Source organism: Gordonia asplenii (genome assembly GCF_012933505.1).
GTDB classification, from domain to species: Bacteria; Actinomycetota; Actinomycetes; order Mycobacteriales; family Mycobacteriaceae; genus Gordonia; species Gordonia asplenii.
In genome coordinates this window covers 384,969-406,963 of sequence record NZ_JABBNB010000001.1, presented here as the reverse complement: position 1 = coordinate 406,963, position 21,995 = coordinate 384,969, and the positions used below count along the sequence as shown (strand labels likewise).

The following is a 21,995-nucleotide window of genomic DNA, read 5'->3' as shown; positions in this document are numbered from 1 at the left end:
CGAGTGACGGATGCGCCCGTCACGCACGGGCCCGCGTCGTCGGCGTGTGTCATTCTCCGGTCAGTCTACGGACTCGACCACCGCACACCCACGCTTGTACCGCCACAAGCGCTCAAGCGTGATCAACCCGACAGCCGTCACCCGGCGGCACGTTCACCGGCGACGGGGAGCTCACCCCGACGCCGGTACCAGTGCGGCGATCGCCTCCACGTGGTGGGTCCGCGGGAAGGCGTCGAACCCGCGCAGCTCAACCACCCGATAGCCGCGGTCGGCGAACAGACCGAGGTCGCGGGCGAACGCGGCGACGTCGCAGCCGATGTGCACGATGATCGCGGGATCGGCGTCGGCGACGGCCTCGACGACCTCGCGTCCGGCACCGCTGCGCGGCGGATCGAGCACCACGACGTCGGGAGTCGGCAGCCCGTCGACGACCGCCTGCGCGGAGCCGCGATGGACGTGCACGCGCAGGTCGTCGAGGGTGGTCTGCGCCGCGTCGAGGGCGGTGGAGTCGGTGTCGACGATATGCATCTGGCCGAGCTCCACGCCGCCCGCCGCCGCGGCGTCGAGCAGTCCGGCGGTGAACACGCCCGCCCCGCCGTAGAGGTCCCAGACGGTGGACCCGCCCGACAGCGGCCGATGAGCGGCGACCAGTTCGGCGATGGTGTCGGAGTACACCTGCGGGGCGCGCTCGTGGGCCTGCCAGAAGCCGGTCGACGGGATCTCCCATCGTCGTCGTCCCACTTGGAACGTCGCCGTCGCCGAGCCGGCCACCAGATGCGAGGTCTTACGTCCAGACCGTGCCCGGTTGCGTTGCGCGGTGGCCCGCGAGTGGCCGCGACGCGGAGCCGACTCCTCCGGAATCTCGACGACGTGCACCTGCGCTTCGGTATCGCGCACGACGATCACGTCGCTGCCGGGCTGATAACGCTGGTCACGGACGGTCGCGTACATCGCCGGGTGCAGCGCGATACACGGTTCGGCGACGATCTGCGCGCCGTGATGGCGGTGGAATCCGGGATACCCTTGGCCGTCGACGCTGAGCCGTGCGCGAACGCGCCAGGCCGCGCCGGGGTCGTCGGGGCCGATGAGTGAGCGGACGCTCGCCTCGACGTCGGGCAGGCGTCCGACTCGTGCCAGGGTGTCGGTCAGTACTTCGGTCTTGAGGTCGCGCAGGTGAGGGAGACTGACGAACGACAGGTCGCAGCAACCGGCACCGGCGGCCGCCGCCGGACACGCCGGGTCGATGCGATACGGACTGGCCTCGACGATCTCGACGACGTCGGCGTGGCAGAAGGCCGCCTTGCGATCGTCGACGACGAGGGCCCGCACCCGTTCGCCGGGGAGCGCGCCCCGCACGAACACGACGCGGCCGTCGACCCGTCCCACCGCGGCTCCGCCGTGCGCCAGCCGGTCCAGCGTGACCTCGAGTTCACGACCCGACCATGCTCCACGCGGCGTCGACGCCGGGGCGCTCACCGGCGTTCCGCGGCGTCGCCGAGCGCGCGGCGCACGTCACCGGGCGCGGTGTAGACGCCGTCGGCGTTCTTCCGCCGTTCCGACGAGGTCAGTTGCCACGGCACCGACGTCACCATCACCCCCGGCTCGAAGAGCAGTCGACCTTTGAGGCGCAGTGCCGACTGGTTGTGCAGGATCTGCTCCCACCAGTGCCCGACGACGTACTCCGGGATGAACACGGTGATGACGTCACGCGGCGATTCGCGTCGCACGCGCCGGACGTACTCGATCACCGGCCGGGTGATCTCGCGATAGGGCGAGGCGATCACCTTCAGCGGCACCGTGATGTCGCTGGCCTCCCACTTTGAGACGAGTCTGCGGGTGTCGCGGTCGTCGACGTTGACGGTGATCGCCTCCAGAGTGTCCGGCCGGGTGGCTCGCGCGTAGCGGATCGCCCGTTTGGTGGCCAGGTGCAGCGTCGAGACGAGCACGATCGAGTGGGTCCGGCTGGGCAGCACCTCGTCCTCTTCGCTGGAGTCGAGTTCGCGCTGAACCGTCGCATAGTGGTGATGGATCAGCTTCATGATGATGAACAGGGTCACCATCGCGACGATCGCGATCCAGGCGCCCGCCGCGAACTTGGTGATCAGCACGATCACCAGCACGGTGGCGGTCATCACCAGACCGATGGCGTTGATGATCCGCGAACGGTACATCCGGGTGCGGGCACGCGGATCGGTCTCGGTCCGCAGGTGGCGGGTCCAGTGTCGGACCATGCCGGTCTGGCTGAGCGTGAACGACACGAACACGCCGACGATGTACAGCTGGATCAGCGCGGTGACTTCGGCTCCGAACGCGACGACGAAGATGATCGCGGCGAGCGCGAGGAAGACGATGCCGTTACTGAAGGCGAGACGGTCGCCGCGGGTGTGCATCTGCCGCGGCAGGTAACGATCCTGCGCGAGCACCGAACCGAGCACCGGGAAACCGTTGAAGGCGGTGTTCGCGGCCAGCATCAAGATCAGTGCGGTGGCCACCGCGACCACATAGAAGGCGGGTGTGAAGCCGTTGAAGATCGCATGCGCCAGCTGCGCGATCATCGACTTCTGCTGATATCCGGCGGGGGCGCCGACCAGGTCGGTGACGGGATTCGCGACATATTTGACGTTGATCTTCTGGGCCATCAGCACCAGGCCGAGCAGCAGCACGATCGAAAACGACCCCAGCAGCAGCAGCGTCGTCGCGGCGTTGCGCGACTTGGGCTTGCGGAACGCGGGTACGCCGTTGCTGATCGCCTCGACGCCGGTCAGCGCCGCACAACCGGAGGAGAACGAGCGGGCCAGCAGGAAGACGAAGGCCAGTCCGACCAAGTGGTCGTGCTCGGCGCGGATGGCGTACCCCGCGGTCTCGGCCTGGACGTCGTCGCCGAGGACGAAGATGTCGATCGCACCCCAGGCCAGCATGATCGCGACACTGACGATGAACAGATAGGTCGGAATGGCCAGCAGCGTGCCGGACTCTTTGATGCCGCGCAGGTTGACCGAGGCGAGCAGGACGATCGCCGCGACGGAGAAGATCACCTTGTGGTCGTGGACCAGCGACGACGCCGAGCCGATGTTCTCCATCGCCGACGAGATCGACACCGCGACCGTCAGGACGTAGTCGACCAGCAGCGCCGCGCCGACCGTCAAGCCGGCATTGGGCCCCAGGTTGACCGTCGCGACCTCGTAGTCGCCGCCGCCGGACGGGTAGGCGTGCACATTCTGCCGGTAGCTGGCGACGACGACCACCATCACCAACGCGACGGCGACCGCGATCCACGGCGCGAACGCGATCGCCGACATACCGGCGACCGACAGCACCAGGAAGATCTCCTGCGGCGCGTAGGCGACCGACGACATCGCGTCGGAGGCGAAAACCGGCAGAGCGATGCGCTTGGGCAACAACGTATGTCCGAGTTGCTCACTGCGAAACGGCCGTCCGAGCAGCAGCCGTTTTGCCGCGGTAGACACCATGGAGAGTGTTGACACTCAGCAAACACTAGGGCCTGGCGAGAGGCTGCGCCATCGGCACCCCGCTACGCTGTCCGATCACCCCGGGCAATCACCCCATCTCGGGCAGTTGGGGCAGCGGCGCCGACACGCCCGTTGCCCCGCGCATCGATCGGGTACCGTCATGGCGTGCAGGTAGTCATTATGGGCTGCGGCCGCGTCGGTTCGTCGCTGGCCATGGCCATGCAGAAGCGTGGTCATTCGGTCGCGATCATCGACCGCGACGAGGTCGCCTTCGCGCGATTGAGCCCGGATTTCACCGGAACCAAGGTCCGCGGCGTCGGGTTCGACCGTGAGGTGCTCATCCGAGCGGGCATCGAGTCCGCCGACGCGTTCGCCGCGGTGTCCTCGGGTGACAACTCCAACATCATCTCCGCGCGGGTGGCCCGCGAGACCTTCGGCGTCGACCGGGTAGTCGCGCGGATCTACGATGCCCGTCGCGCGGAAGTGTATGAGCGCCTTGGTATTTCGACGGTGGCGACCGTACCGTGGACGACCGAGCGCTTCGTGTCGGAACTCGGCGAGACGTCGACGACCGCCGAGTGGCGTGACCCGTCGGGGGCCCTGGTGATCATCCGCCTCGACATCGACGAGACGTGGATCGGAACGTCGATCGGCAAGTTCCAGGAGCTGACCGGCGCGCGCGTCGCGTTCCTGGAACGCGTCGGTCGGACGATCCTGCCCGACGTCAAGACGGTGCTGCAGCAGGACGACCTCGTCTTCGCCGCGGTACTGACCGACAACATCGCCAATGCACGCGCCCTGGCCGCGGCTCCCCGCGTGAGCACCGAATGACCGCCCGTCGCTCTCCGACCGACGAACCGACGACAGAACGAGTGAGTCGATGAAAGTTGCCATTGCCGGGGCCGGTGCGGTCGGGCGCTCCATCGCCCGCGAGCTGCTCGTCAACGCCCACGAGATCACCCTGATCGAGCGCGACAGCAGCCATATCGACGAATCCTCCGTCGAGGGCGCGACCTGGCTGCTGGGCGACGCCTGCGAATTGTCGAATCTGGAGCACGCCGACCTGCAGAGCTACGACGTCATGATCGCCGCGACCGGCGACGACAAGGCGAATCTGGTGATCAGCCTGCTCGCCAAGACGGAGTTCGCGGTGAATCGCGTCGTCGCGCGTGTCAACGATCCCCGCAACGAGTGGCTGTTCGGCGAGGACTGGGGCGTCGACGTCGCCGTCTCGACACCGCGCATCCTGGCCTCCCTCGTCGAGGAAGCGGTCTCCGTCGGCGATCTGGTTCGGCTCATGACCTTCCGGCAGGGCCAGGCGAACCTGGTCGAGCTCACGCTGCCCGACAACACACCGCTGGCCGGACGGCCAGTCGGAAAACTGAAACTGCCGCGCGACGCCGCGCTGGTGACGATCCTGCGCGGCGGTCGGGTCATCGTCCCGCAGACCGACGACCCGATCGAAGGCGGCGACGAACTGGTGTTCATCGCGCCGATCGAGGCCGAAGCCGACCTGCACGTGGCTCTGGAACTGGGCTAGTGGAGTCTGGCCTGCGCGGCCGATTGCACTCTGCCCCGTCACCGGCGCCGGGGGAACATTCACCTCGCCGCCGCTGAGCAGGCAGATTCCAATCAGGGCCAGTGCGCTCTGTTACCGGTGGGACAGGTGTTCTACACCGATACTCAGCCGCGGTCCCGGCCGAACACCTTCAGGGCATTTCCGACCCGTTCAGCCGCGACACCGCACCAGTCCCCTCAGTCGGCGCGCACGGCGTCGGCGCGGGCCTGCACATTCTTCTCGGCGCGCCGGACCAGCAGGATCGTCGCGAGCACGACGAGTCCGGTCAGCGGCCAGCCCATGCCGATGCGCGCGGCGGCCAGCCAGCTCGTGTGACTGGTGTCGTAGAGGAATGACTGCACGACGTAGCGGGCACCGAAGACCAGCGCCCACAGGGCGGTCGCGAGATCGTAGGCGAGCAGCGTCGGGCGGTGCTTGCGCCACGTGTGTCCGGCACCGTTGAGGGCATTCCAGCCGACCCCGACGAGCGGCCATCGCACGACGATCGACAGCACGAAGATGCCCGCGTACAGCAGCATCGTCCAGATGCCGAACAAGAAGTATCCTTTGGCGCTGCCGGTGCGATGGGCGATGAACGCGCAGATCGCCACCCCGACGAAGCCGGAGATCGCCGGGGTGATCGGCTCGCGGCGAACCACGCGAATGACCAAGATCACAGCCGCACAGACCAGTGCGGTGATGATGGCACCGGTCAGTCCGAAGATCATGTTGGCCGGCACGAACACCACGACGGGCACCGTCGAGTAGATCAGCCCGGACACGCCGCCCATCTGCTCGAGGAGAGTCTGGTGGGTCGGTGCGGGCGCGGCGCCGGTCGTCGAGGGCTGCTCGGCGTCGGCGATGTCGCTGGGAACTGCGGTGTGATCGGAGGAGCCGGGCTCGTTATTCGTCGGCACCGTCGAGCTCGTAATAGGGGTTGTAGATGACCTTGCCACCGTCGTGCTGGGCCAGTCGTCCGCGGACGGTCAGCTTGCGGCCCGGTTCGATGCCCGGAATTCGATTGCGCCCCAACCACTTCAGGAGCACGGTATCGGTACCGTCGAAGAACTCCGCCTTGACACCGGTGTGGGCCGCCTTGGAGCAGGTCTGCACCGAGCGCAATTCGCCGTGGATGTTGACCTCGTCGCCGCGGGCACACTCCGACGCACATTGCGCGCCGAGCGCTCGCGATTCCTCGGCGATCTCCTCGGCGTCCGCGGTGTCGAGATCCTCGACCAGTTTCCGCGTCAGACGCTTCAGATAACCAGTTGCAGCCATCCCACCCTCCTGGGGCGATCAGTTCGTAGTCGACGAGTGCTCGGTGGGTTACCGGCACTCCTAACGGTCACTGTAGACCTCACCGTCCGGTGTCTCCACCGGGCGGGGCATCATCTGTTGACATGGCTCACACCACGTCCCCGCGCGCCCTGGTAGCGATGCCCGGCACCGGCTCCGACGCCGACTACGTCATGCGTGCATTCGGGAGTGCCGCAACGACACTCGGCGTCGAACTGGTCGCCCTAGAGCCGACCACGGATCTCGCCGGGGGGTATCTCGCGGCGCTCGACGCCGCCGCGGCCCACTACGGCCCGATCCTGGTGGGCGGGGTGTCCATCGGGGCGAGCATCGTGACGTCGTGGGCGCTGCGCAACGCCGCGACCTGCGCCGGAGTGCTCGCGGCCCTGCCGCCGTGGTCGGGCCCGCCGGCTGGCAGCATCGCATCGGTGTCGGCCGCGGCGACCGCGGCCGCGATGCGCGCCGACGGCCTGGAGGCGACCATCGCGACGATGACCGCTGGCAGCCCGGAGTGGCTGTCCGCCGAGCTGACACGGTCCTGGCGGCGCCTGTACCCCGACCTTCTCGCCCAGCTCGACGCCGCGGCGTCGTTCGTCGGACCGACACTCGCCGAACTGGGCACCCTGGCGGTCCCGCTGGCGATCACCGCCTCGACCGACGATCTCATTCACCCGATCGACGTCGCGCGGCAGTGGGCGGCCGCGGCACCGCGGTCGGTGCTCTACGAACTGCCGCTGCACACCTGGGGAGTCGACGCCGCGCTGTTGGGCGACACATGTGCCCGCGGCTGGCTCGAATTGACCGGGACTACGGCTTCGGGGTCTTGAGCTGCTGCAATGCCGAGCCCGACGTCGGGGGCGCGTGGTCCGGGTCGTCGTCGGCCGCATAGTCGGTGAACTCGAGGTCGGCCGGATCCAGCTCGACGCCGGGCGGCAGGTTGTCGGCCGCGAACGCCCCGGAGTTGGCCATCTCCTGCTGCGCCGCGGCGACCTGCTCGGCGAGGATCTGCGGCAGGACCACCGGCAGCGGGTCGCGCGGCGGGAACGGGTCGCTGCCGCGGCGCACGACGGTTTCGGCGAGAACGGCGCGAGCGAGTTGAGCCATGTGCTCGCCGTGTTCCTCGGGTCCGCTGGCGATGCACCGCAGCATCCACCGGGGACCGTCGACACCGATGAAACGATGCACCTCACCGGGCACCTCGGCGACGATCTCGCGGCCCCAATGCCCGTCTTCGACGGTGGTCGCGGCACCCTCGGCGCGAATCGACTCGGCCAGTTCACGCACCACCTCACGCCACTGCCCCGGCGATTTCGGCGCGGCATAGGCCGCGACGGTGACCCGCCCGATGGGGGTGATCAAATACACCGCCTCGGGCTGGTGATCGACGGTCATTTCGACGCTCACCTGCCCGCCCTCGACGACGGGAATGAGCACCGACCCGAGGTCGAGGTGCGACGACGCCAGTTCGGCGGCGGTGTTGGTGAGCGAGTCGATGTCATACGGCCCGGCGGCGTCGCCGAGGGTATGCGTCTGATCTGCCATCTGTACTGCTGTCTCCTGTATTTCTGTGACGGTTCGTCGGCTATACGCCGGACGCGGGTGCGTCGTCCAGACGCGCGTGCCCGCCGCTGGACCCGTAGCCACCGGCACCCCGGCTGGTGTCGTCGAGTTCGTCGGCTTCTACGAGTTCGGGCAGTTCGACGCGCTGGACCAGCAGCTGGGCGATGCGGTCGCCGCGGGCGATGGCGATGGACTCGTCCGGGTCGAGGTTAATCAAGCAGACCTTGATCTCTCCGCGATACCCGGCGTCGACGGTGCCCGGCGTGTTGGCGATCGACAGCCCGGCCCGGGCGGCCAGCCCCGAGCGCGGATGGATCAGGCCGACGGTGCCGACCGGGAGCGCGACGGCGATGCCGGTCCCGACGAGCTGCCTGCGGCCGGGTGCGAGTTCGAGGTCGATGGTCGAGAACAGGTCGACACCCGCGTCTCCGGGGTGGGCGCGTGCCGGGAGCGGAAGGTCGGGATCGAGTCGTTTGACGCGGAGAACGGGGACAGTCGACGGCGGTGAAATTTCGCTGGACACTCCCGCAGACTACGCTGGGTCGAGTGTCATCTCCGCAATCGCCGTCCGGTGATCCCGCCGCTGCCGACGTCTACTCCGAGCGCCTGTACGTTCCCGCCTGGTGGTGGCTCGCCGGCGCCCTGCTGACCGGCATCGTCGGGTACGAGATCTCGCTGGCCGCGCACGGAGCGTCGTGGAGCGTCGTCGGATACTTCGTGGTCGCGATCCTGATCGCGTGGTTGCTGTGGTCGATGGGGCGGGTGCACATCCGCGTGACCGCCGACGGTGAACTCGTCGCCGACAAGGCCACCCTGCCCCGCGCGGTGATCGATCGCGCGGCGTCGGTGCCGCCGACGGCGAAGAGCGCGGCACTGGGCCGCCAGCTCGATCCGGCCGCCTACCTCATGCATCGCGCGTGGGTGAAGACGATGGTGCTGCTGGTCCTCGACGACCCCGACGACCCGACCCCCTACTGGCTGGTGTCGACCCGCCATCCCGAGCAGGTCCTCGCGGCGCTGAACGTCATCGACGCCCGCCACGCGCCCGCCCCCACCGATCGGGACTGATCCCCGACCCGGGACGGTGCTGGCGGCGATCCCGCCAGCGGCCCGGCTCCCCCGTTTCTCGTCGAACGCTCAGGCGCAGTCGACGCAGATCATCTCGCTGCCGTTCTCATGATCGAGGCGGCTGCGGTGATATACGAGAAAGCAACTCGTACAAGTGAATTCGTCGGCCTGCTTGGGCACGACGCGCACCGACAATTCCTCACCGGAAAGGTCGGCACCGGGGAGTTCGAAGGACTCGGCCGTGTCACCCTCGTCGACGTCGACCGACGACGACTGCGCCTCACTGCGGCGAGCCTTCAATTCCTCCAGCGAATCCTCACCGATGTCCTCGGAGTCGGTGCGACGCGGAGCATCGTAGTCAGTAGCCATTTCCCTGCCTCACTCATTGTCTTCACGCCGCGTGTCGCCGCGTGCTCAACGCCACATTCCAGCTCGTGGCCGGGTGGAGTCGCCGTGCTGGCCGACGGACGAGAATGTTCGTCCATCGGTCGGTGATACAACGCCACTACCCCTGCATTTGTTGCCGCCGACCCTCGCCGTTTCAGTGATGTTCATCACACAACGGAAGTCTTGCTGGGCTGATTCTCTCCGGCTCGGCGCGCCACAATATAGCCCACTGCTGACATCTGGTCAATAGCGGCGTCGGCGTGTGGGAATCGACCCGCCGATGCACGCCGACACGACCCGGCGGCAGCGGTGTCCGCGTGTCCAACCCTTTAGAGTGGTCGAGGAAATCGACCCAACCCATCGGCGCACCGGGCGTGCACGATGTCGAACGCGAATGAGGTGGCGTAGCGCGTGGTGAGCAACATTACGCACGGTCGGGCGGCAGATCGGCGGGGGCGGCCCTACCGTCGTCGCGTCATGGTGCCCGCCCTGATTCTCGTGGTGGTGCTCGCGCTCGCCGCAATCGTGGTGTGGACGGTCGCACTCACCGGCGGCGACAAGCAGTCCGTCGCCGTCGACTGCAACCAACCGACCGCGGCGTCGGCGAGTGCGTCGGCCTCGACGTCGGCCGCCCCGAAGCCGGCACCGGCCCCGACGACCGCTGCCAAGCTGACCGCGGCGTCGCGCGACGACATGCTCACGGTCACGCCGGCCGCGCTGAGCACCTTCTCGGTGCGGGTGCTCAACGCGTCGACGACCCGCGGCGCGGCGCGCACGGTCTCCGACGACCTCATCGCACAGGGGTTCTCCCCGACGCCGGACAGTGCCTACGGCGACGATCCGCTCTACCCCAACCAGGATCTCGACTGCGTGGCCCAGATCCGCTTCGGCCCGGCGGGCAAATCCAGCGCCGCCGCGGTCTGGCTGGCCATTCCGTGCGCACAGCTCGTCAACGACGGCCGGACCGGCACCAGCGTCGACGTCGCCCTCGGGCTGCAGTACAAGACGCATGAGCAGAGCCAGGACGCGCAGGCCGCTCTCGAAGCGCTGCGGTCAGCCGACCCGAAGGATCCCAAGACCGGCGTCGACCCGTCCCTGGTGAAAGCAGTGCACTCGGCGAAGTGTTAGGAGCTGCCGAAGCTGCCTACCGACACCCACCCCCGCTCCCCGAGTGCCGAAGCGAGGCGCCGTGCTGAGCGAGGAACGAGTCGACCTCACCCGCGGCGGCCGCTGTGACGACTTTCGGCCGGCAAGTCGCCTACGGCAGGTCCCGCAGCGCGCCGACCTCGTCGAACAGCCGCGTCATCTCTTGTGCCACGCCGGGACTCAGTGCGATCGTCGGATGGCCGTCGCTCGATCGCGACTGCGCGGGCGGCAGTGTGACCACCGCTCCCGCCTCGGCGGCGATGAGTCCGCCCGCCGCCCAGTCCCATGGACTGAGCCCGTGTTCGATGTGCGCGTCGACCGCGCCGCTGGCGACCATGCACAGATCCAGCGCCGCCGCTCCCACTCGTCGAATGTCTCTGATCCGCGGCAGGAGCGCCGCGATGATGCCCGCCTGCTGTTCCCGACGGCGTCGGTCGTAGGCGAACCCGGTCGCCACCAGGGCCAGCGACACGTCGTCGATTCCACTGACCCGCAACCGATCCCGCGCATCGCCGGAGTGCCGGTAGGCGCCCGACCCCCGCGCCGCGGCATAGGTGACCTCGCGCGCGACGTCGACGACGGCCCCGGCCACCGAGACGCCGTCGATCTGAGCGGCCACCGACACCGCGTATGCGGGTATTCCGTACATGAAGTTGACGGTTCCGTCAATCGGGTCCACCACCCAGCGCACCCCGCGCGGGATGTCGACCGTCCCGCCGCCCTCCTCGCCGAGCATCTCCTCCCCGGGCCGGCGCTCGGCCAGCAGGGACGCGATCATCTCCTCGGTCTCGGTGTCGGCGAGGGTCACCGGGTCGGTCGGCGTCGACTTGGTCGACACCGCGGCCGCTCCGCCCACCCCGTCGGATGACTCGTAAACCGTTGCGGACCCGAATAATTCGGGTCGGCGGCGTCGAACATGCGCGGCGGCCGTCTGCGCGATGTCGGTGGCGACGAGCGCGAGGTCGTCGGCATCGGTGCTGAGCTGTCCTGTGCGGGCGGTTTCGGTCACGTCACCAGTGTGTCATCGACGCCGTTGCGCGGGTCCGGCTGAGAGGCGCTCACGCGCACGCTTTTGCCGTTAGCCTGATCACACCGAGCGTGTGCGAATCGAAAGGACCTTCGCAAAGCCATGTCTGACACCACAAGTGAGTCCCGCAATCTGAGCTTCGGCATCGACGTCGGCGGGTCCGGCATCAAAGGCGGCATCGTCGATCTGGACACCGGCGAACTCGTCGGTGACCGGTTCAAGGTCCTCACGCCGCGGCCGGCCACGCCCGCGGCCGTCGCGCAGGGTGTCGGCGACGTCGTCGCGCATTTCGGCTGGGAGGGTCCGGTAGGCATCACCCTGCCGTGCGTCGTCACCGGTGGACACGCGCGCAGCGCCGCCAACATCGACCCCTCGTGGATCGGCACCGACGTCTACGAGCTGTTCGGTCGGCACCTGCCCGACCGTCTGCTGTCGGTGCTCAACGACGCCGACGCGGCGGGCATGGCCGAATCGAGTTACGGTCACGCCTCCAACGAGGTCGACGGCGTGGTGATCTTCCTGACGATCGGCACCGGCATCGGCTCGGCGATCATGTATCACGGCATGCTGCTGCCCAACACCGAGTTGGGGCATCTGGAGATCCGCGGCAAGATCGCCGAGCATCGGGCGTCGTCGAAGATCAAAGAAGACAACGACTGGAGCTACGAGAAGTGGACCGAGAAACTCTCCGAGGTCCTGAAGACCTACGAGAAGCTGTTCTCGCCGATGCTGTTCATCGCGGGCGGCGGAATCAGCCGCAAGGCGCACAAGTGGATTCCGCTGCTCACCAATGAGGTCCCGGTGGTGCCGGCGTCGCTGCTCAACACCGCGGGTATCGTCGGTGCCGCGATGGCCGTCAAAGCCGGTCTGCGAGTCTGACCGCGGGCACGTCGGGGCGGCCTCAAGTCGTCCGTCTCAACCCGGCGACACGTCCGCTAGCTGGCCTTTTCTTCACCTTTTCTCAGGTGTCGTTACAATGTTCGTCAGCGGTGCGGTTCGCACCAACCAGCCCCTCGCATCGCGGACGTCAAGCGCCCCCCGACGCGACTTCTCATCTGCTCGTCCGAAAGGTTGTACGTGGCTGCCTCCCAGACACAATCGGCGGAATCCGACATCGCCGCCTCGGCTGCCACCGCGTCATCGACCGGTGACAATCCCACCGCCCGCAAGGCTCCCGCCAAGCGCGCACCACGTAAGGCCGCGGCCAAGAAGGCACCCGCCCGCAAGGCCGCCGCGAAGAAGGCCCCGGCTAAGAAGGCCGGCGCCAAGAAGGCCCCGGCGAAGGCCGTCGGCACCTCCGACACCCCCAACGGCGAAGTCGTCGACGAGAACGAACTCGATGAGCCGTCGATCGACGACATGGACGGCCCCGACACCGACCTGACCGACGACGTCGACCTCGCCGAGGATCTCACCGACGACGATGACGACTCCGACGACGAGGACGATTCCGAGGACGCCGACGAGTCGGCTCCGGCCAAGCCCAAGGCGGCCGCCAAGGGCAAAGAGGAGACCAACGAGCCGACCGCCGCCGACAAGGCCTCGGGCGACTTCGTCTGGGACGAGGAGGAGTCGGAGGCGCTGCGGCAGGCCCGCAAGGACGCCGAGCTGACCGCCTCCGCCGACTCGGTCCGCGCCTACCTCAAGCAGATCGGCAAGGTCGCGCTGCTCAACGCCGAGGAAGAGGTGCAGCTCGCCAAGCGGATCGAGGCCGGACTCTTCGCCGCGGAGCGCCTGCGTCGCATCATGGAGGCCGGCGAGAAGCTGGCTCCGGCGCAGCGCCGCCTCTACAGCGAGGTGGCCCGTGACGGCAACCGCGCCAAGAATCACCTCCTCGAAGCCAACCTGCGTCTGGTCGTGTCGCTGGCCAAGCGTTACACCGGTCGCGGCATGGCGTTCCTGGACCTCATTCAGGAGGGCAACCTGGGCCTGATCCGTGCGGTCGAGAAGTTCGACTACACCAAGGGCTACAAGTTCTCGACCTATGCGACGTGGTGGATCCGGCAGGCCATCACCCGCGCCATGGCCGACCAGGCACGCACTATCCGTATCCCGGTGCACATGGTCGAGGTGATCAACAAGCTCGGCCGCATCCAGCGTGAATTGCTGCAGGATCTGGGCCGCGAGCCCACTCCCGAAGAGCTCGCCAAGGAAATGGACATCACGCCGGAGAAGGTGCTGGAGATCCAGCAGTACGCGCGTGAACCCATCTCGCTGGACCAGACGATCGGCGACGAGGGCGACAGCCAGCTCGGCGACTTCATCGAGGACTCCGAGGCGGTCGTGGCCGTCGACGCGGTCTCCTTCACGCTGCTGCAGGATCAGCTGCAGTCGGTCCTGGAGACGCTGTCCGAGCGCGAGGCCGGCGTCGTACGGCTGCGCTTCGGCTTGACCGACGGTCAGCCGCGGACGCTCGACGAGATCGGGCAGGTCTACGGCGTCACCCGTGAGCGCATCCGCCAGATCGAGTCGAAGACGATGAGCAAGCTGCGCCACCCGTCGCGCTCGCAGGTGCTGCGCGACTACCTGGACTGAGCGACCGCGTTAGATCGCCTGTCCCCCAATCGAATTACTGACTCTCCGGTCGTCCGCACGGGACGGCCGGAGTTGTCTATTGTTAGGCGGTGCTTGGCATTGCGCGCCCCTGTACGGCGCATCTCGACGACGAATTGCGCGACCAATGGCGCGCTCACCTGTGCGGCCTGTGTCTGTCCCTCCGCGACCGGCACGGCCAGCCCTATCGGGCGATCACCAACACCGACGCCGTAATGCTGTCCATTCTTGTTGCGGCGCAACGAGATTCGACGTCGGACACGCACACTGCCGGTCCCTGCCCGCTCCGTGGAATGCGCCGCGCCGACGTCGTCGACGCCGCTGATCTCGGAATCCGGCTCGGCACCACCGCATCGCTGACGCTGGCCGGCGCACGGGCCGCCGACGTCGTCGCCGAACGCGTGAACGGGCTTGCCGCACAGAGTCGTTGGCAGTCGTGGACGGCGGGACGGGCCGCCGACGCACTGCGGCGCCGCGCCCTCGCCGACGTCGGCATTGCGCCGCTGGTGGACGTCGAGACACTGCTCGGTGACCCGGCCGCGTCGGCGCGGGCCGAACTCACCGGCGAGACGCTGCACGCGATCATCGAGCCGACGGTCCGCTCGACGTCGGCGGTGTTCGCCGCGGGCGCCGACGTCGCGGGCGTCGAAGCCAACCGCGCACCGCTCGCCGACATCGGAGCCGACTTCGGGGCGTTCGCGCACCTGATCGACGCCGTCGCCGACCGCGCCGACGACGTCCGGCGCGGCGATTTCAATCCGCTGGAGAAGACCGGCACCACCACCGAGCAGGCGCGCGCGGACTGCCTGCGGCTCTACCGGGCCGTCGTGCGGCGCTTCGACGACCTCATCCTGCACGACGACCGGCTGCTCCGTGCCGCCCTCCTCGGCGGAATGCATCGCACATTTCACAAGGTGTTCGACGCCGCGCCCGTCGTCGCGGGGACACCGATCGGCCCGGACGGGTTCGATTCGGACCAGTTCGACGGCCTCGACGTCGGCGAGGTATCGCTGGGCAAGGCGGCCGATCCCAACAAGGAGCGCTGGCGCGACCGCTGTTTCGACTCGTCGTGCGACAACTGCGACTGTGACGGATGCGGCGATTGCTGCGGCGACGACGGCTGCTGTGGCGACTGTTGCGACTGCGATTGTTGCGACTGCAGCTGCGACTGCTAGTGGATTGTCGCACTTAAGAGTTGTATGACGTTGCGTTTTCTCCGCCGGTTGAGCGAGCGGAGCGAGTCGAAACCCTCTGGCCCCGAGCGGCCGATTGCACTCAGTCCCGTCACCGTCGCCGGGGGAACATTCACCCCGCCGTCGCCGAGCGGGCAGTTTCCAATCAGGGCCAGTGCGTTCTGCGCGGCGAATCACAGTCACCGCAACTTCGACACCAAGTACGCGTCAGCGCTCGAGGTGCGCGCGGCATCGATCCGTTGTCACCGGTGGGGCAGGTGGTGAGTCGGGTACCCGACCTGTGTGCCGCGGGTGAGTGGAAACGCCCGCGAACTAGGGAGACACGCACTTAAAGAGTTGTACGACGTTGCGCTCCTCTGCCGGTTGAGCGAGCGGAGCGAGTCGAAACCCCACCGGCCGGGCAATGACGCAACCCGCAGCGTCACAGTGGTTTCGACTCGGCGTCGCCCCGCTCAACCAGCAGGATACGGCGAAGCAGGATGCGCGCAAGATATCAATACCACTAGCCGCGACACACCACCAGTAGCCCTACTGAGGCGTGCCTCCCGCGGTCGACGGCCTCCGGGACGCGGCCGCGAACACCGCCATGCTCGCGGCTTCGAGGAGCACCGCTCCCCACAGCGCGTGCGTCACCGTCTGCGACAGCAGCGCCCCAGCCACGGCGCCACCGATGAAGCCGACCACGACCGCCACGGTCAGGGCGATCGCGCGCAACTGGTCCGATGACCGACCGCGGACGAAGTCGCCGATCGCCTCCACGGCGCGCATGAGGTTGCCGGTCGTCGCGATGCTGACGAACGATATGCCGGCAGCCGCCCGGAAGAGTTCGAGCCGGACGCCACCGACGAACGACAGCGTCACGACCAGCAGCGCCGCCGGCGCGGTACCGGGCAGAACGGCAAGCACCGCGAACACGACGACCTGAAAGCCCATCGCAGCGGTCACTGTGCGGCTCGGCAAGTCCGGCCTGCGCGTCCGCAGAACCTGCGCACAGGTGAGGCCCGCGATGTAGGCGAGCAGCGGCCACACGTATTGGACCCAATCACCGCCCTTGACCAGGTCGACGGCGAGAAAGATCACGTTTCCGGTCTGGGCGAACCCGAACACCTGATGACGCAGAAACAAGAACGCGTCGATGTATCCGCCGACCGCGGTCATCAGCACCGCACTGGCGATGTTGATCTCACCCGCGGGTCGTGCCTCGTCGTTCACCATGCGGATATTCTGCCCGGATCACCCACCGGACACGGCCTCGACGCGGGCATCCCGAGCTGGCAAATCGCCGCTGTGAGATGACACACCCGAGACTGCGGAACAAAACGCGCACGCCGATCGTCTGACAGAGTAGGAGAGTCACACCAACCAGGTGCGGCACTCACGTTGGGACCGACAATCACTGTCAGCCCGGGACGGAGGAATCATGTCATCTGTTGTAACCACCACCACCGATGTGTTCGCGCCCCTCACCGCCGCAGACCGCTGCGATCGCTGCAGCGCAGCAGCCAAGGTACGGGCCACCCTTCCGTCCGGCGGAGAACTCCTCTTCTGCCGTCACCATTTCACCGAGCACGAGGCACGGCTGGCTCAGCTCGGTGCGACGGTCGATCAGTCCGCGGCCGAACTCGTCTGATCGACGACGCCGCGCGAACACTACTTCAACCACCCACAGCAGCGCCCGGCAACCCCGGGCGCTGCTTTCATGTCATCGACCGGATCAGCGCCACTCACGCAGCGCTTTGATCCGTTCGGTCAGCTGATCGGCCGTGGCCATCGCCGTCGGCGGCCCACCGAGACGGGTGCGCAGTTCGTTGTGCACCATGCCGTGCGGCTTGCCGGTGCGGTGGTGATGCAGTGCGACGAGCGAATTGAGTTCACGGCGCAGTTCGCCGAGGTTCTCCCCGGTCGACGCCGGGCGTGCCGCGACAGCGCTGGGATGCCCGTTCGACGCCGCGACCTTGCGGTTGGCCAGCTGCTCTTCCTGGCGTCGCGCGAGCAGCTCGCGCACCTGATTGGCGTCGAGCAGCCCGGGCAGCCCGAGATAGTCCGACTCTTCGTCACTGCCCGCCATCGTCGCGGTGCCGAAAGACGCGCCGTCGTAGATGACCTGGTCGAGCTCGGCGTCGGCGTGCAGCGATTGAAACGCCGCCTCTTCCTCGCCCGGCTCGTCTTTGCGCTTGTTGGCGTCGGCGATCAACGCGTCGTCGAGGCCCTCGGACTCACGGTGCGGCTTGCCCAGGACGTGATCGCGCTGCGCTTCCATCTCACTGGCGAGGCTGAGCAGCACCGGTACCGAGGGCAGAAACACGCTGGCCGTCTCGCCCGGGCGGCGTGAGCGCACGAAACGACCGATGGCCTGGGCGAAGTACAGCGGCGTCGACGCGCTGGTGGCGTACACGCCGACCGCCAGCCGCGGAACGTCGACGCCCTCGGACACCATTCGGACGGCGACCATCCACTCGTCCTGCGAGTTGGCGAACGCTTCGATGCGGTCCGACGATCCGGGGTCGTCGGACAGGACCAGCGTGACCGGGTTACCGGTGATCTCGGTCAGCAATTCGGCGTAGTCGCGAGCCGTGGACTGATCGGTCGCGATGACCAGGCCGCCCGCGTCGCCGATGCCAGACGCCCGTTTCTGCAGCAGCCGCTTGTGTGCGGCACCGAGGACGGCCGGAATCCAGTCGCCGTGCGGGTCGAGCGCGGTTCGCCACGCACGCGCGGTGTGTTCGGCCGACAGCGGCTCACCGAGGCGAGCGGTGAATTCCTCGCCTGCGCTGGTACGCCAACTCGCCTGACCCGAATAGGCCATGAACACGACCGGCCGCACCACGCCGTCGCGCAGGGCGTCGGAATAGCCGTAGCTGTGGTCGGCCTTGGACCGTTTGAGTCCACCCGGTTCGTCCTCGTAGGTGACGAACGGAATCGGCGAGTCGTCGGAGCGGAACGGGGTTCCGGTCAGCGCCAGGCGGCGCTCGGCGTCGGAGAAGGCCTCACGGATCGCGTCACCCCACGACTTCGCGTCTCCACCGTGGTGAATCTCATCGAGGATGACGAGCGTCCTGCGGTTCTCGGTGCGCACCCGGTGCTTCGTCGGATGCGACGCCACCTGCGCGTACGTCAGCACGACGCCGTCGAAGTCGGAGCTGGTCTGCCCGACGGAGTTGCTGAACTCGGGGTCGAGCGCGATACCCGCGCGTGCCGCGGCACCGGCCCACTGATGCTTGAGATGCTCGGTGGGGCATACGACGGTTATCGCGTCCACGGTGCGGTCGGCCAGCAGTTCGGCGGCGATACGCAGCCCGAATGTCGTCTTGCCTGCGCCCGGTGTGGCGACGGCCAAGAAGTCACGCGGTTTGGTGGACAGGTATTTGGTCAACGCCCGACGCTGCCATGCGCGCAACGACGGAGCAGCTGGTTTTTCGCTCACGAAAGACTTCGCTCCTGCCATAGATTCGGCCACTATTCTAACCGGCTTCTACGACACGACGAACCTGCGCACGCGCGAGCGCCGCGGATCGTGGATGCTAGATACATCACTACACGCACCAGAAATCCGGCGCCGCTGCCCGACGACCCGCAACCGGGACGTCGGGCACTCGGCGATGCGCTGGTCCCCGCGTCCGACGTCGGCGTCGCAACCGGCGATCTCGACACCGCGGAGGTGACCGACTCGACGTCGACCACGCCGGCCCGGCGAGAACCGATCGTGCGCAATCTGCCGAAGCTGGTGTGGCGCACCGCAGTCGGGTCGTTCGATCACGGCATCATCGGCTGGGCGGCACAGGCGGCGTTCTGGCAAGCGCTGTCACTTCCCCCACTGTTGCTGGGGCTGCTCGGCAGCATCGGCTACGTGAGCGGCTGGTTCGGCCCGGACACCGTCGCGGTGATTCACGAACGCATCATCGGTTTCGCCAATCGGACGTTCTCGGAGAATGTCGTGAATGATCTGATCGGGCCGACCGTCGAGGACGTGCTCGGACGGGGCCGCGTCGGTGTGGTGTCGATCGGTTTCGTGTTGTCGCTGTGGGCCGGGTCGTCGGCGATGTCGTGTTTCGTTTCATCGATCGTGCACGCCCACGACCAGCACGATCTGCGAAATCCGGTGTGGCAGCGCTTCTTCGCACTGTTCGTCTACATCGGCTTCCTGTTCGCGTCGGTGTTCGTGCTGCCGTTGGTCGCCGTCGGGCCGACGTATCTGCAGAAGATCGTGCCCAGTTCCTGGGGAACCGTCGTGGCGAATCTGATCGATATCGGCTATTTCCCGCTGGTCGCAGCCGTCCTGGTGGCGATGCTGACGACGCTGTACCACCTCGCGTTGCCCAATCCGCTGCCGTGGCATCGCCTGATCGCCGGTGCGATCCTCGCGGCGGTGTTCTTCTGGATCGCCAGCTACATCCTGCGCATCTACCTGACCGAGGTGACCCGCTCCGGCTACACCTACGGTGCCCTGGCCACCCCCATCGCGTTCCTGCTGTTCTGCTTCTTCCTCGGCTTCGCGATCGTCGTCGGGGCCGAGCTCAACGCCGCGATCCAGTCCATCTGGCCGGCGAAGCCCGCCGCAGCGGGACAGGTCAAGGAGTGGGTGCAGACGACGACGGCCGAGATCACCGGCGGAATCCGTCACCTGCCGCACTGGTCGACCGGTCCCATCAAGACGCAGACGCCCGACGACGACGAGTCGCGCTGATTCCAATCAGCCCCACCACGCCCGGCAAGGTGAATACTCCCCCGGCGCCAGTGACCGGGCAGACTGCAATCAGCCATCAGGCCAGGCAGCGCAGAGGCAGATTGCAATCAGCCCCACCACGCCCAGCGAGGTGAATACTCCCTCGGCGCCAGTGACCGGACAGACTGCAATCAGACATCAGGCCAAGCAGCGCAGAGGCAGATTCCAATCAGCCCCACCACACCCAGCGAGGTGAATATTCCCCCGGCGCCAGTGACCGGACAGACTGCAATCAACCGTCAGGCCGGTAGATCAGGTCGATACGGTCTGCGGTGTCTGTCGCAATAGGTGACCCCTCGGATGTCCCGCACGAGCCCGTCCCAATTTGTCCACAGTTCCTCGGCCATGAACCACATGGTCATCATTCCCTTCTTGAGGGTCATTCGATCGCGTCGACAGTCGTTGGCCTTCTGAACGTCGAGCAGGTGGTGCTCCTTGCTGTCGCACTCCAGGATCAGCGACCCGATCCGGAGGTCGGCATGTTCGGCGCCTCCGATCGCAGGTTGCACGCGGACATCGAAGCCTAAGGCGCGCAACCGAACTCGCGCGATCGACTCCGGCCCCGACATCGCCCGGCCGTCACATTTGTCGAGCATGCGGTCGACGGTCTTGGACACCACACCCATCTCGCGGCGCACGTCGTGGACGGTGAGCGCGGTGTAGTGCAGGATCGAATCACACACCGCGATCCATTCCTCCTCGGACAGGCAGTTCACCGCACACGCCAGCGCCACGCCGAGCGAGTCGACGGAACCGGTCAACCGTCGCGGTCGGCCATGACCCTGGCACCACTTGAACTCGGCCGTCGTGACGACGGACTTGCCGTACCTGCTGAGACGACCGTGCGGAATGGTCGGATTCGACGGACACGTACAGCTTCGGGTGTGCGGTGTCGCGATAGAACTCAATCGCCGATCGGCAACTCAGGACTCCCCCCGCCTCGACGACGGCGACCACCAGGGGGTTCGCCCCCTCGACGCGCCACCATCCCTTGCCGCAGTCGAGAATTTGGCCGGCCTTCGTCGCCCGGCGGATATCAGCGGTCGTCGCGCCGAAGGAGTGCAGTTCTGCGGTGGAGAAAACCCCGGTCTCGTGTCCCATGCACACTTAGACGCACGCGACGCCGGTTTGGTTTCATCGAATCGGCGACCGCCGACGGTGAGCAGATTGCATTCGGTCACCCCAGCTTCGGCGAGGGAACATTCCCCTCGCCGCCACCGACCAGGCAGAGTGCAATCTGCCTACTCGCCCTTCTTCATCCGCGAGTAGATCTTCTTGCACTTGGGGCACACCGGCGATCCGGGCTTCGCCGCACGCGTGACGGGGAAGACCTCGCCGCACAGTGCGACGACGTGGGTGCCCATGACGGCGCTCTCGGCGATCTTGTCCTTTTTGACGTAGTGGAAGACTTTGGGGCGGTCGGTGTCGTCGGCGGTATCGGTGTCGACGTCGGGGCGTTCAATCGTCTGTGTTGCCATGGTGTCATTCTGCCCGACCTCGCCTGATGATCCCAGCGCGAAGCGCGTCGACCACCCCGACCGTGCATTCGTCTGCGGAAAGTGGGACAGTGGAGATATGGGCCATTCAGGTATCGGACATCGGGATGCACCCGAGACTTTCCTGATCACCGGGGCCGCCACCGGACTCGATGAACAGCATCGTGCACGGGTGCGAAAGTATTTGACGCTCATGGCTTTTCGCGTGCCAGCTCTCGTGGCGGCGGGTATCGCCTACAGCCTGACGCACAACGGCTGGCTGGCGCTGGCGATCGTCGCGGCGTCGATCCCGATACCGTGGATAGCCGTGCTGATCGCCAACGACGCGCCGCCGCGCAAGCGCGGTCAGGTCGCGCGATACATGCACGCCGACGCCGCGGACGAACGACGGGTGCTGGAGTCACGACCCTTCGACATCGCCACCGACTCCTCGACGATCGACGGCGACGTCGTGGACGAGGTAGTCGAGAAACCGGCGTCGAACAGCGGCGACGCCACGTAATTACTCGCTGGGAACT

Annotated in this window: 23 protein-coding genes; 11 read left to right on the top strand and 12 right to left on the bottom strand. The window is 67.3% G+C overall.

All coding sequences use genetic code 11. From position 1 onward, the window contains the following. Positions 1-171: 171 nt before the first annotated feature. Both HH308_RS01855 and HH308_RS01850 read right to left on the bottom strand, forming a co-directional pair. The gene (locus HH308_RS01855) at positions 172-1,476 is read right to left on the bottom strand and encodes a class I SAM-dependent RNA methyltransferase (RefSeq protein ID WP_170192432.1); all 1,305 of its coding nucleotides are present in this window, start codon (positions 1,474-1,476) and stop codon (positions 172-174) included. Continuing rightward, positions 1,473-3,485, bottom strand: a complete 2,013-nt coding sequence (locus tag HH308_RS01850) for an APC family permease (RefSeq protein WP_170192431.1) — start codon at positions 3,483-3,485, stop codon at positions 1,473-1,475. The genes HH308_RS01855 and HH308_RS01850 overlap by 4 nt, the downstream gene beginning before the upstream one ends. A gap of 150 nt (positions 3,486-3,635) precedes the next feature. On the opposite strand from HH308_RS01850, the gene HH308_RS01845 reads away from it, so the two are divergent. Next, on the top strand, positions 3,636-4,301 hold the full coding sequence (locus HH308_RS01845) for a potassium channel family protein (RefSeq protein ID WP_170192430.1): 666 nt from the start codon (positions 3,636-3,638) through the stop codon (positions 4,299-4,301). Between the two features lie 49 nt (positions 4,302-4,350). Continuing rightward, positions 4,351-5,010, top strand: coding sequence for a potassium channel family protein (locus HH308_RS01840; protein ID WP_170192429.1), 660 nt, complete (start codon positions 4,351-4,353; stop codon positions 5,008-5,010). A 215-nt stretch (positions 5,011-5,225) separates the two neighbouring features. Here the strand turns inward: HH308_RS01840 and HH308_RS01835 are convergent, their stop codons facing one another. Together HH308_RS01835 and HH308_RS01830 are read right to left on the bottom strand one after the other, a co-directional pair. Next, the gene (locus HH308_RS01835) at positions 5,226-5,945 is read right to left on the bottom strand and encodes a DUF3159 domain-containing protein (protein WP_376767145.1); all 720 of its coding nucleotides are present in this window, start codon (positions 5,943-5,945) and stop codon (positions 5,226-5,228) included. After that, positions 5,932-6,306 carry an OB-fold nucleic acid binding domain-containing protein gene (locus HH308_RS01830; protein ID WP_170192428.1) on the bottom strand — a complete coding sequence of 125 codons (375 nt, stop codon included), beginning with the start codon at positions 6,304-6,306 and terminating at the stop codon, positions 5,932-5,934. The genes HH308_RS01835 and HH308_RS01830 overlap by 14 nt, the downstream gene beginning before the upstream one ends. Positions 6,307-6,428: 122 nt before the next feature. On the opposite strand from HH308_RS01830, the gene HH308_RS01825 reads away from it, so the two are divergent. Then, complete coding sequence (locus tag HH308_RS01825) at positions 6,429-7,151, top strand: alpha/beta hydrolase (protein ID WP_170192427.1); 723 nt, start codon at positions 6,429-6,431, stop codon at positions 7,149-7,151. Here HH308_RS01825 and HH308_RS01820 read toward each other — a convergent pair. Both HH308_RS01820 and dut read right to left on the bottom strand, forming a co-directional pair. Then, positions 7,132-7,866, bottom strand: coding sequence for a DUF3710 domain-containing protein (locus tag HH308_RS01820; RefSeq protein ID WP_170192426.1), 735 nt, complete (start codon positions 7,864-7,866; stop codon positions 7,132-7,134). The genes HH308_RS01825 and HH308_RS01820 overlap by 20 nt on opposite strands. Before the next feature lie 40 nt (positions 7,867-7,906). Then, entirely contained in the window at positions 7,907-8,407 is a 501-nt protein-coding gene (gene dut / locus HH308_RS01815; protein WP_170192425.1) for a dUTP diphosphatase, read from the bottom strand. Positions 8,408-8,430: 23 nt separating this feature from the next. Here dut and HH308_RS01810 point away from each other — a divergent pair, with 23 nt between their 5' ends. After that, entirely contained in the window at positions 8,431-8,952 is a 522-nt protein-coding gene (locus tag HH308_RS01810; protein WP_312870266.1) for a DUF3093 domain-containing protein, read from the top strand. Positions 8,953-9,021: 69 nt separating this feature from the next. Here HH308_RS01810 and HH308_RS01805 read toward each other — a convergent pair whose 3' ends face one another. Further along, positions 9,022-9,321 (bottom strand): DUF4193 domain-containing protein, encoded by a 300-nt coding sequence (locus tag HH308_RS01805; protein ID WP_170192423.1) that lies wholly within the window; start codon positions 9,319-9,321, stop codon positions 9,022-9,024. Positions 9,322-9,750: 429 nt separating this feature from the next. Between HH308_RS01805 and cei the strand changes: the two genes are divergently transcribed. Next, on the top strand, positions 9,751-10,467 hold the full coding sequence (gene cei / locus HH308_RS01800) for an envelope integrity protein Cei (protein WP_170192422.1): 717 nt from the start codon (positions 9,751-9,753) through the stop codon (positions 10,465-10,467). 130 nt (positions 10,468-10,597) lie between these two features. Here cei and HH308_RS01795 read toward each other — a convergent pair whose 3' ends face one another. After that, the gene (locus HH308_RS01795; RefSeq protein WP_170192421.1) at positions 10,598-11,494 is read right to left on the bottom strand and encodes an inositol monophosphatase family protein; all 897 of its coding nucleotides are present in this window, start codon (positions 11,492-11,494) and stop codon (positions 10,598-10,600) included. Positions 11,495-11,614: 120 nt separating this feature from the next. On the opposite strand from HH308_RS01795, the gene ppgK reads away from it, so the two are divergent. From ppgK to HH308_RS01780, 3 genes are all read left to right on the top strand, one after another. After that, positions 11,615-12,391 carry a polyphosphate--glucose phosphotransferase gene (ppgK, locus tag HH308_RS01790; RefSeq protein ID WP_170192420.1) on the top strand — a complete coding sequence of 259 codons (777 nt, stop codon included), beginning with the start codon at positions 11,615-11,617 and terminating at the stop codon, positions 12,389-12,391. A gap of 198 nt (positions 12,392-12,589) precedes the next feature. Then, complete coding sequence (locus HH308_RS01785; RefSeq protein ID WP_170192419.1) at positions 12,590-14,047, top strand: RNA polymerase sigma factor; 1,458 nt, start codon at positions 12,590-12,592, stop codon at positions 14,045-14,047. Positions 14,048-14,136: 89 nt separating this feature from the next. Beyond that, on the top strand, positions 14,137-15,240 hold the full coding sequence (locus HH308_RS01780; RefSeq protein ID WP_170192418.1) for a DUF5685 family protein: 1,104 nt from the start codon (positions 14,137-14,139) through the stop codon (positions 15,238-15,240). Between the two features lie 546 nt (positions 15,241-15,786). On the opposite strand, the gene HH308_RS01775 is transcribed toward HH308_RS01780, so the two are convergent. Beyond that, positions 15,787-16,473, bottom strand: a complete 687-nt coding sequence (locus tag HH308_RS01775) for a YoaK family protein (RefSeq protein ID WP_170192417.1) — start codon at positions 16,471-16,473, stop codon at positions 15,787-15,789. A 205-nt stretch (positions 16,474-16,678) separates the two neighbouring features. Between HH308_RS01775 and HH308_RS01770 the strand changes: the two genes are divergently transcribed. Next, the gene (locus HH308_RS01770; protein ID WP_170192416.1) at positions 16,679-16,888 is read left to right on the top strand and encodes a DUF7455 domain-containing protein; all 210 of its coding nucleotides are present in this window, start codon (positions 16,679-16,681) and stop codon (positions 16,886-16,888) included. A gap of 84 nt (positions 16,889-16,972) precedes the next feature. Here HH308_RS01770 and HH308_RS01765 read toward each other — a convergent pair whose 3' ends face one another. Continuing rightward, entirely contained in the window at positions 16,973-18,703 is a 1,731-nt protein-coding gene (locus HH308_RS01765; protein ID WP_170192415.1) for a DEAD/DEAH box helicase, read from the bottom strand. Between the two features lie 69 nt (positions 18,704-18,772). On the opposite strand from HH308_RS01765, the gene HH308_RS01760 reads away from it, so the two are divergent. Continuing rightward, the gene (locus HH308_RS01760) at positions 18,773-19,942 is read left to right on the top strand and encodes a YihY/virulence factor BrkB family protein (protein WP_312870264.1); all 1,170 of its coding nucleotides are present in this window, start codon (positions 18,773-18,775) and stop codon (positions 19,940-19,942) included. Positions 19,943-20,220: 278 nt separating this feature from the next. On the opposite strand, the gene HH308_RS01755 is transcribed toward HH308_RS01760, so the two are convergent. Further along, complete coding sequence (locus HH308_RS01755; RefSeq protein ID WP_170192414.1) at positions 20,221-20,742, bottom strand: putative endonuclease domain-containing protein; 522 nt, start codon at positions 20,740-20,742, stop codon at positions 20,221-20,223. Between the two features lie 480 nt (positions 20,743-21,222). Next, positions 21,223-21,459, bottom strand: coding sequence for a DUF3039 domain-containing protein (locus HH308_RS01750; RefSeq protein ID WP_170192413.1), 237 nt, complete (start codon positions 21,457-21,459; stop codon positions 21,223-21,225). A gap of 97 nt (positions 21,460-21,556) precedes the next feature. Between HH308_RS01750 and HH308_RS01745 the strand changes: the two genes are divergently transcribed. After that, the gene (locus HH308_RS01745; RefSeq protein ID WP_170192412.1) at positions 21,557-21,979 is read left to right on the top strand and encodes a DUF3099 domain-containing protein; all 423 of its coding nucleotides are present in this window, start codon (positions 21,557-21,559) and stop codon (positions 21,977-21,979) included. Positions 21,980-21,995: the final 16 nt, after the last annotated feature.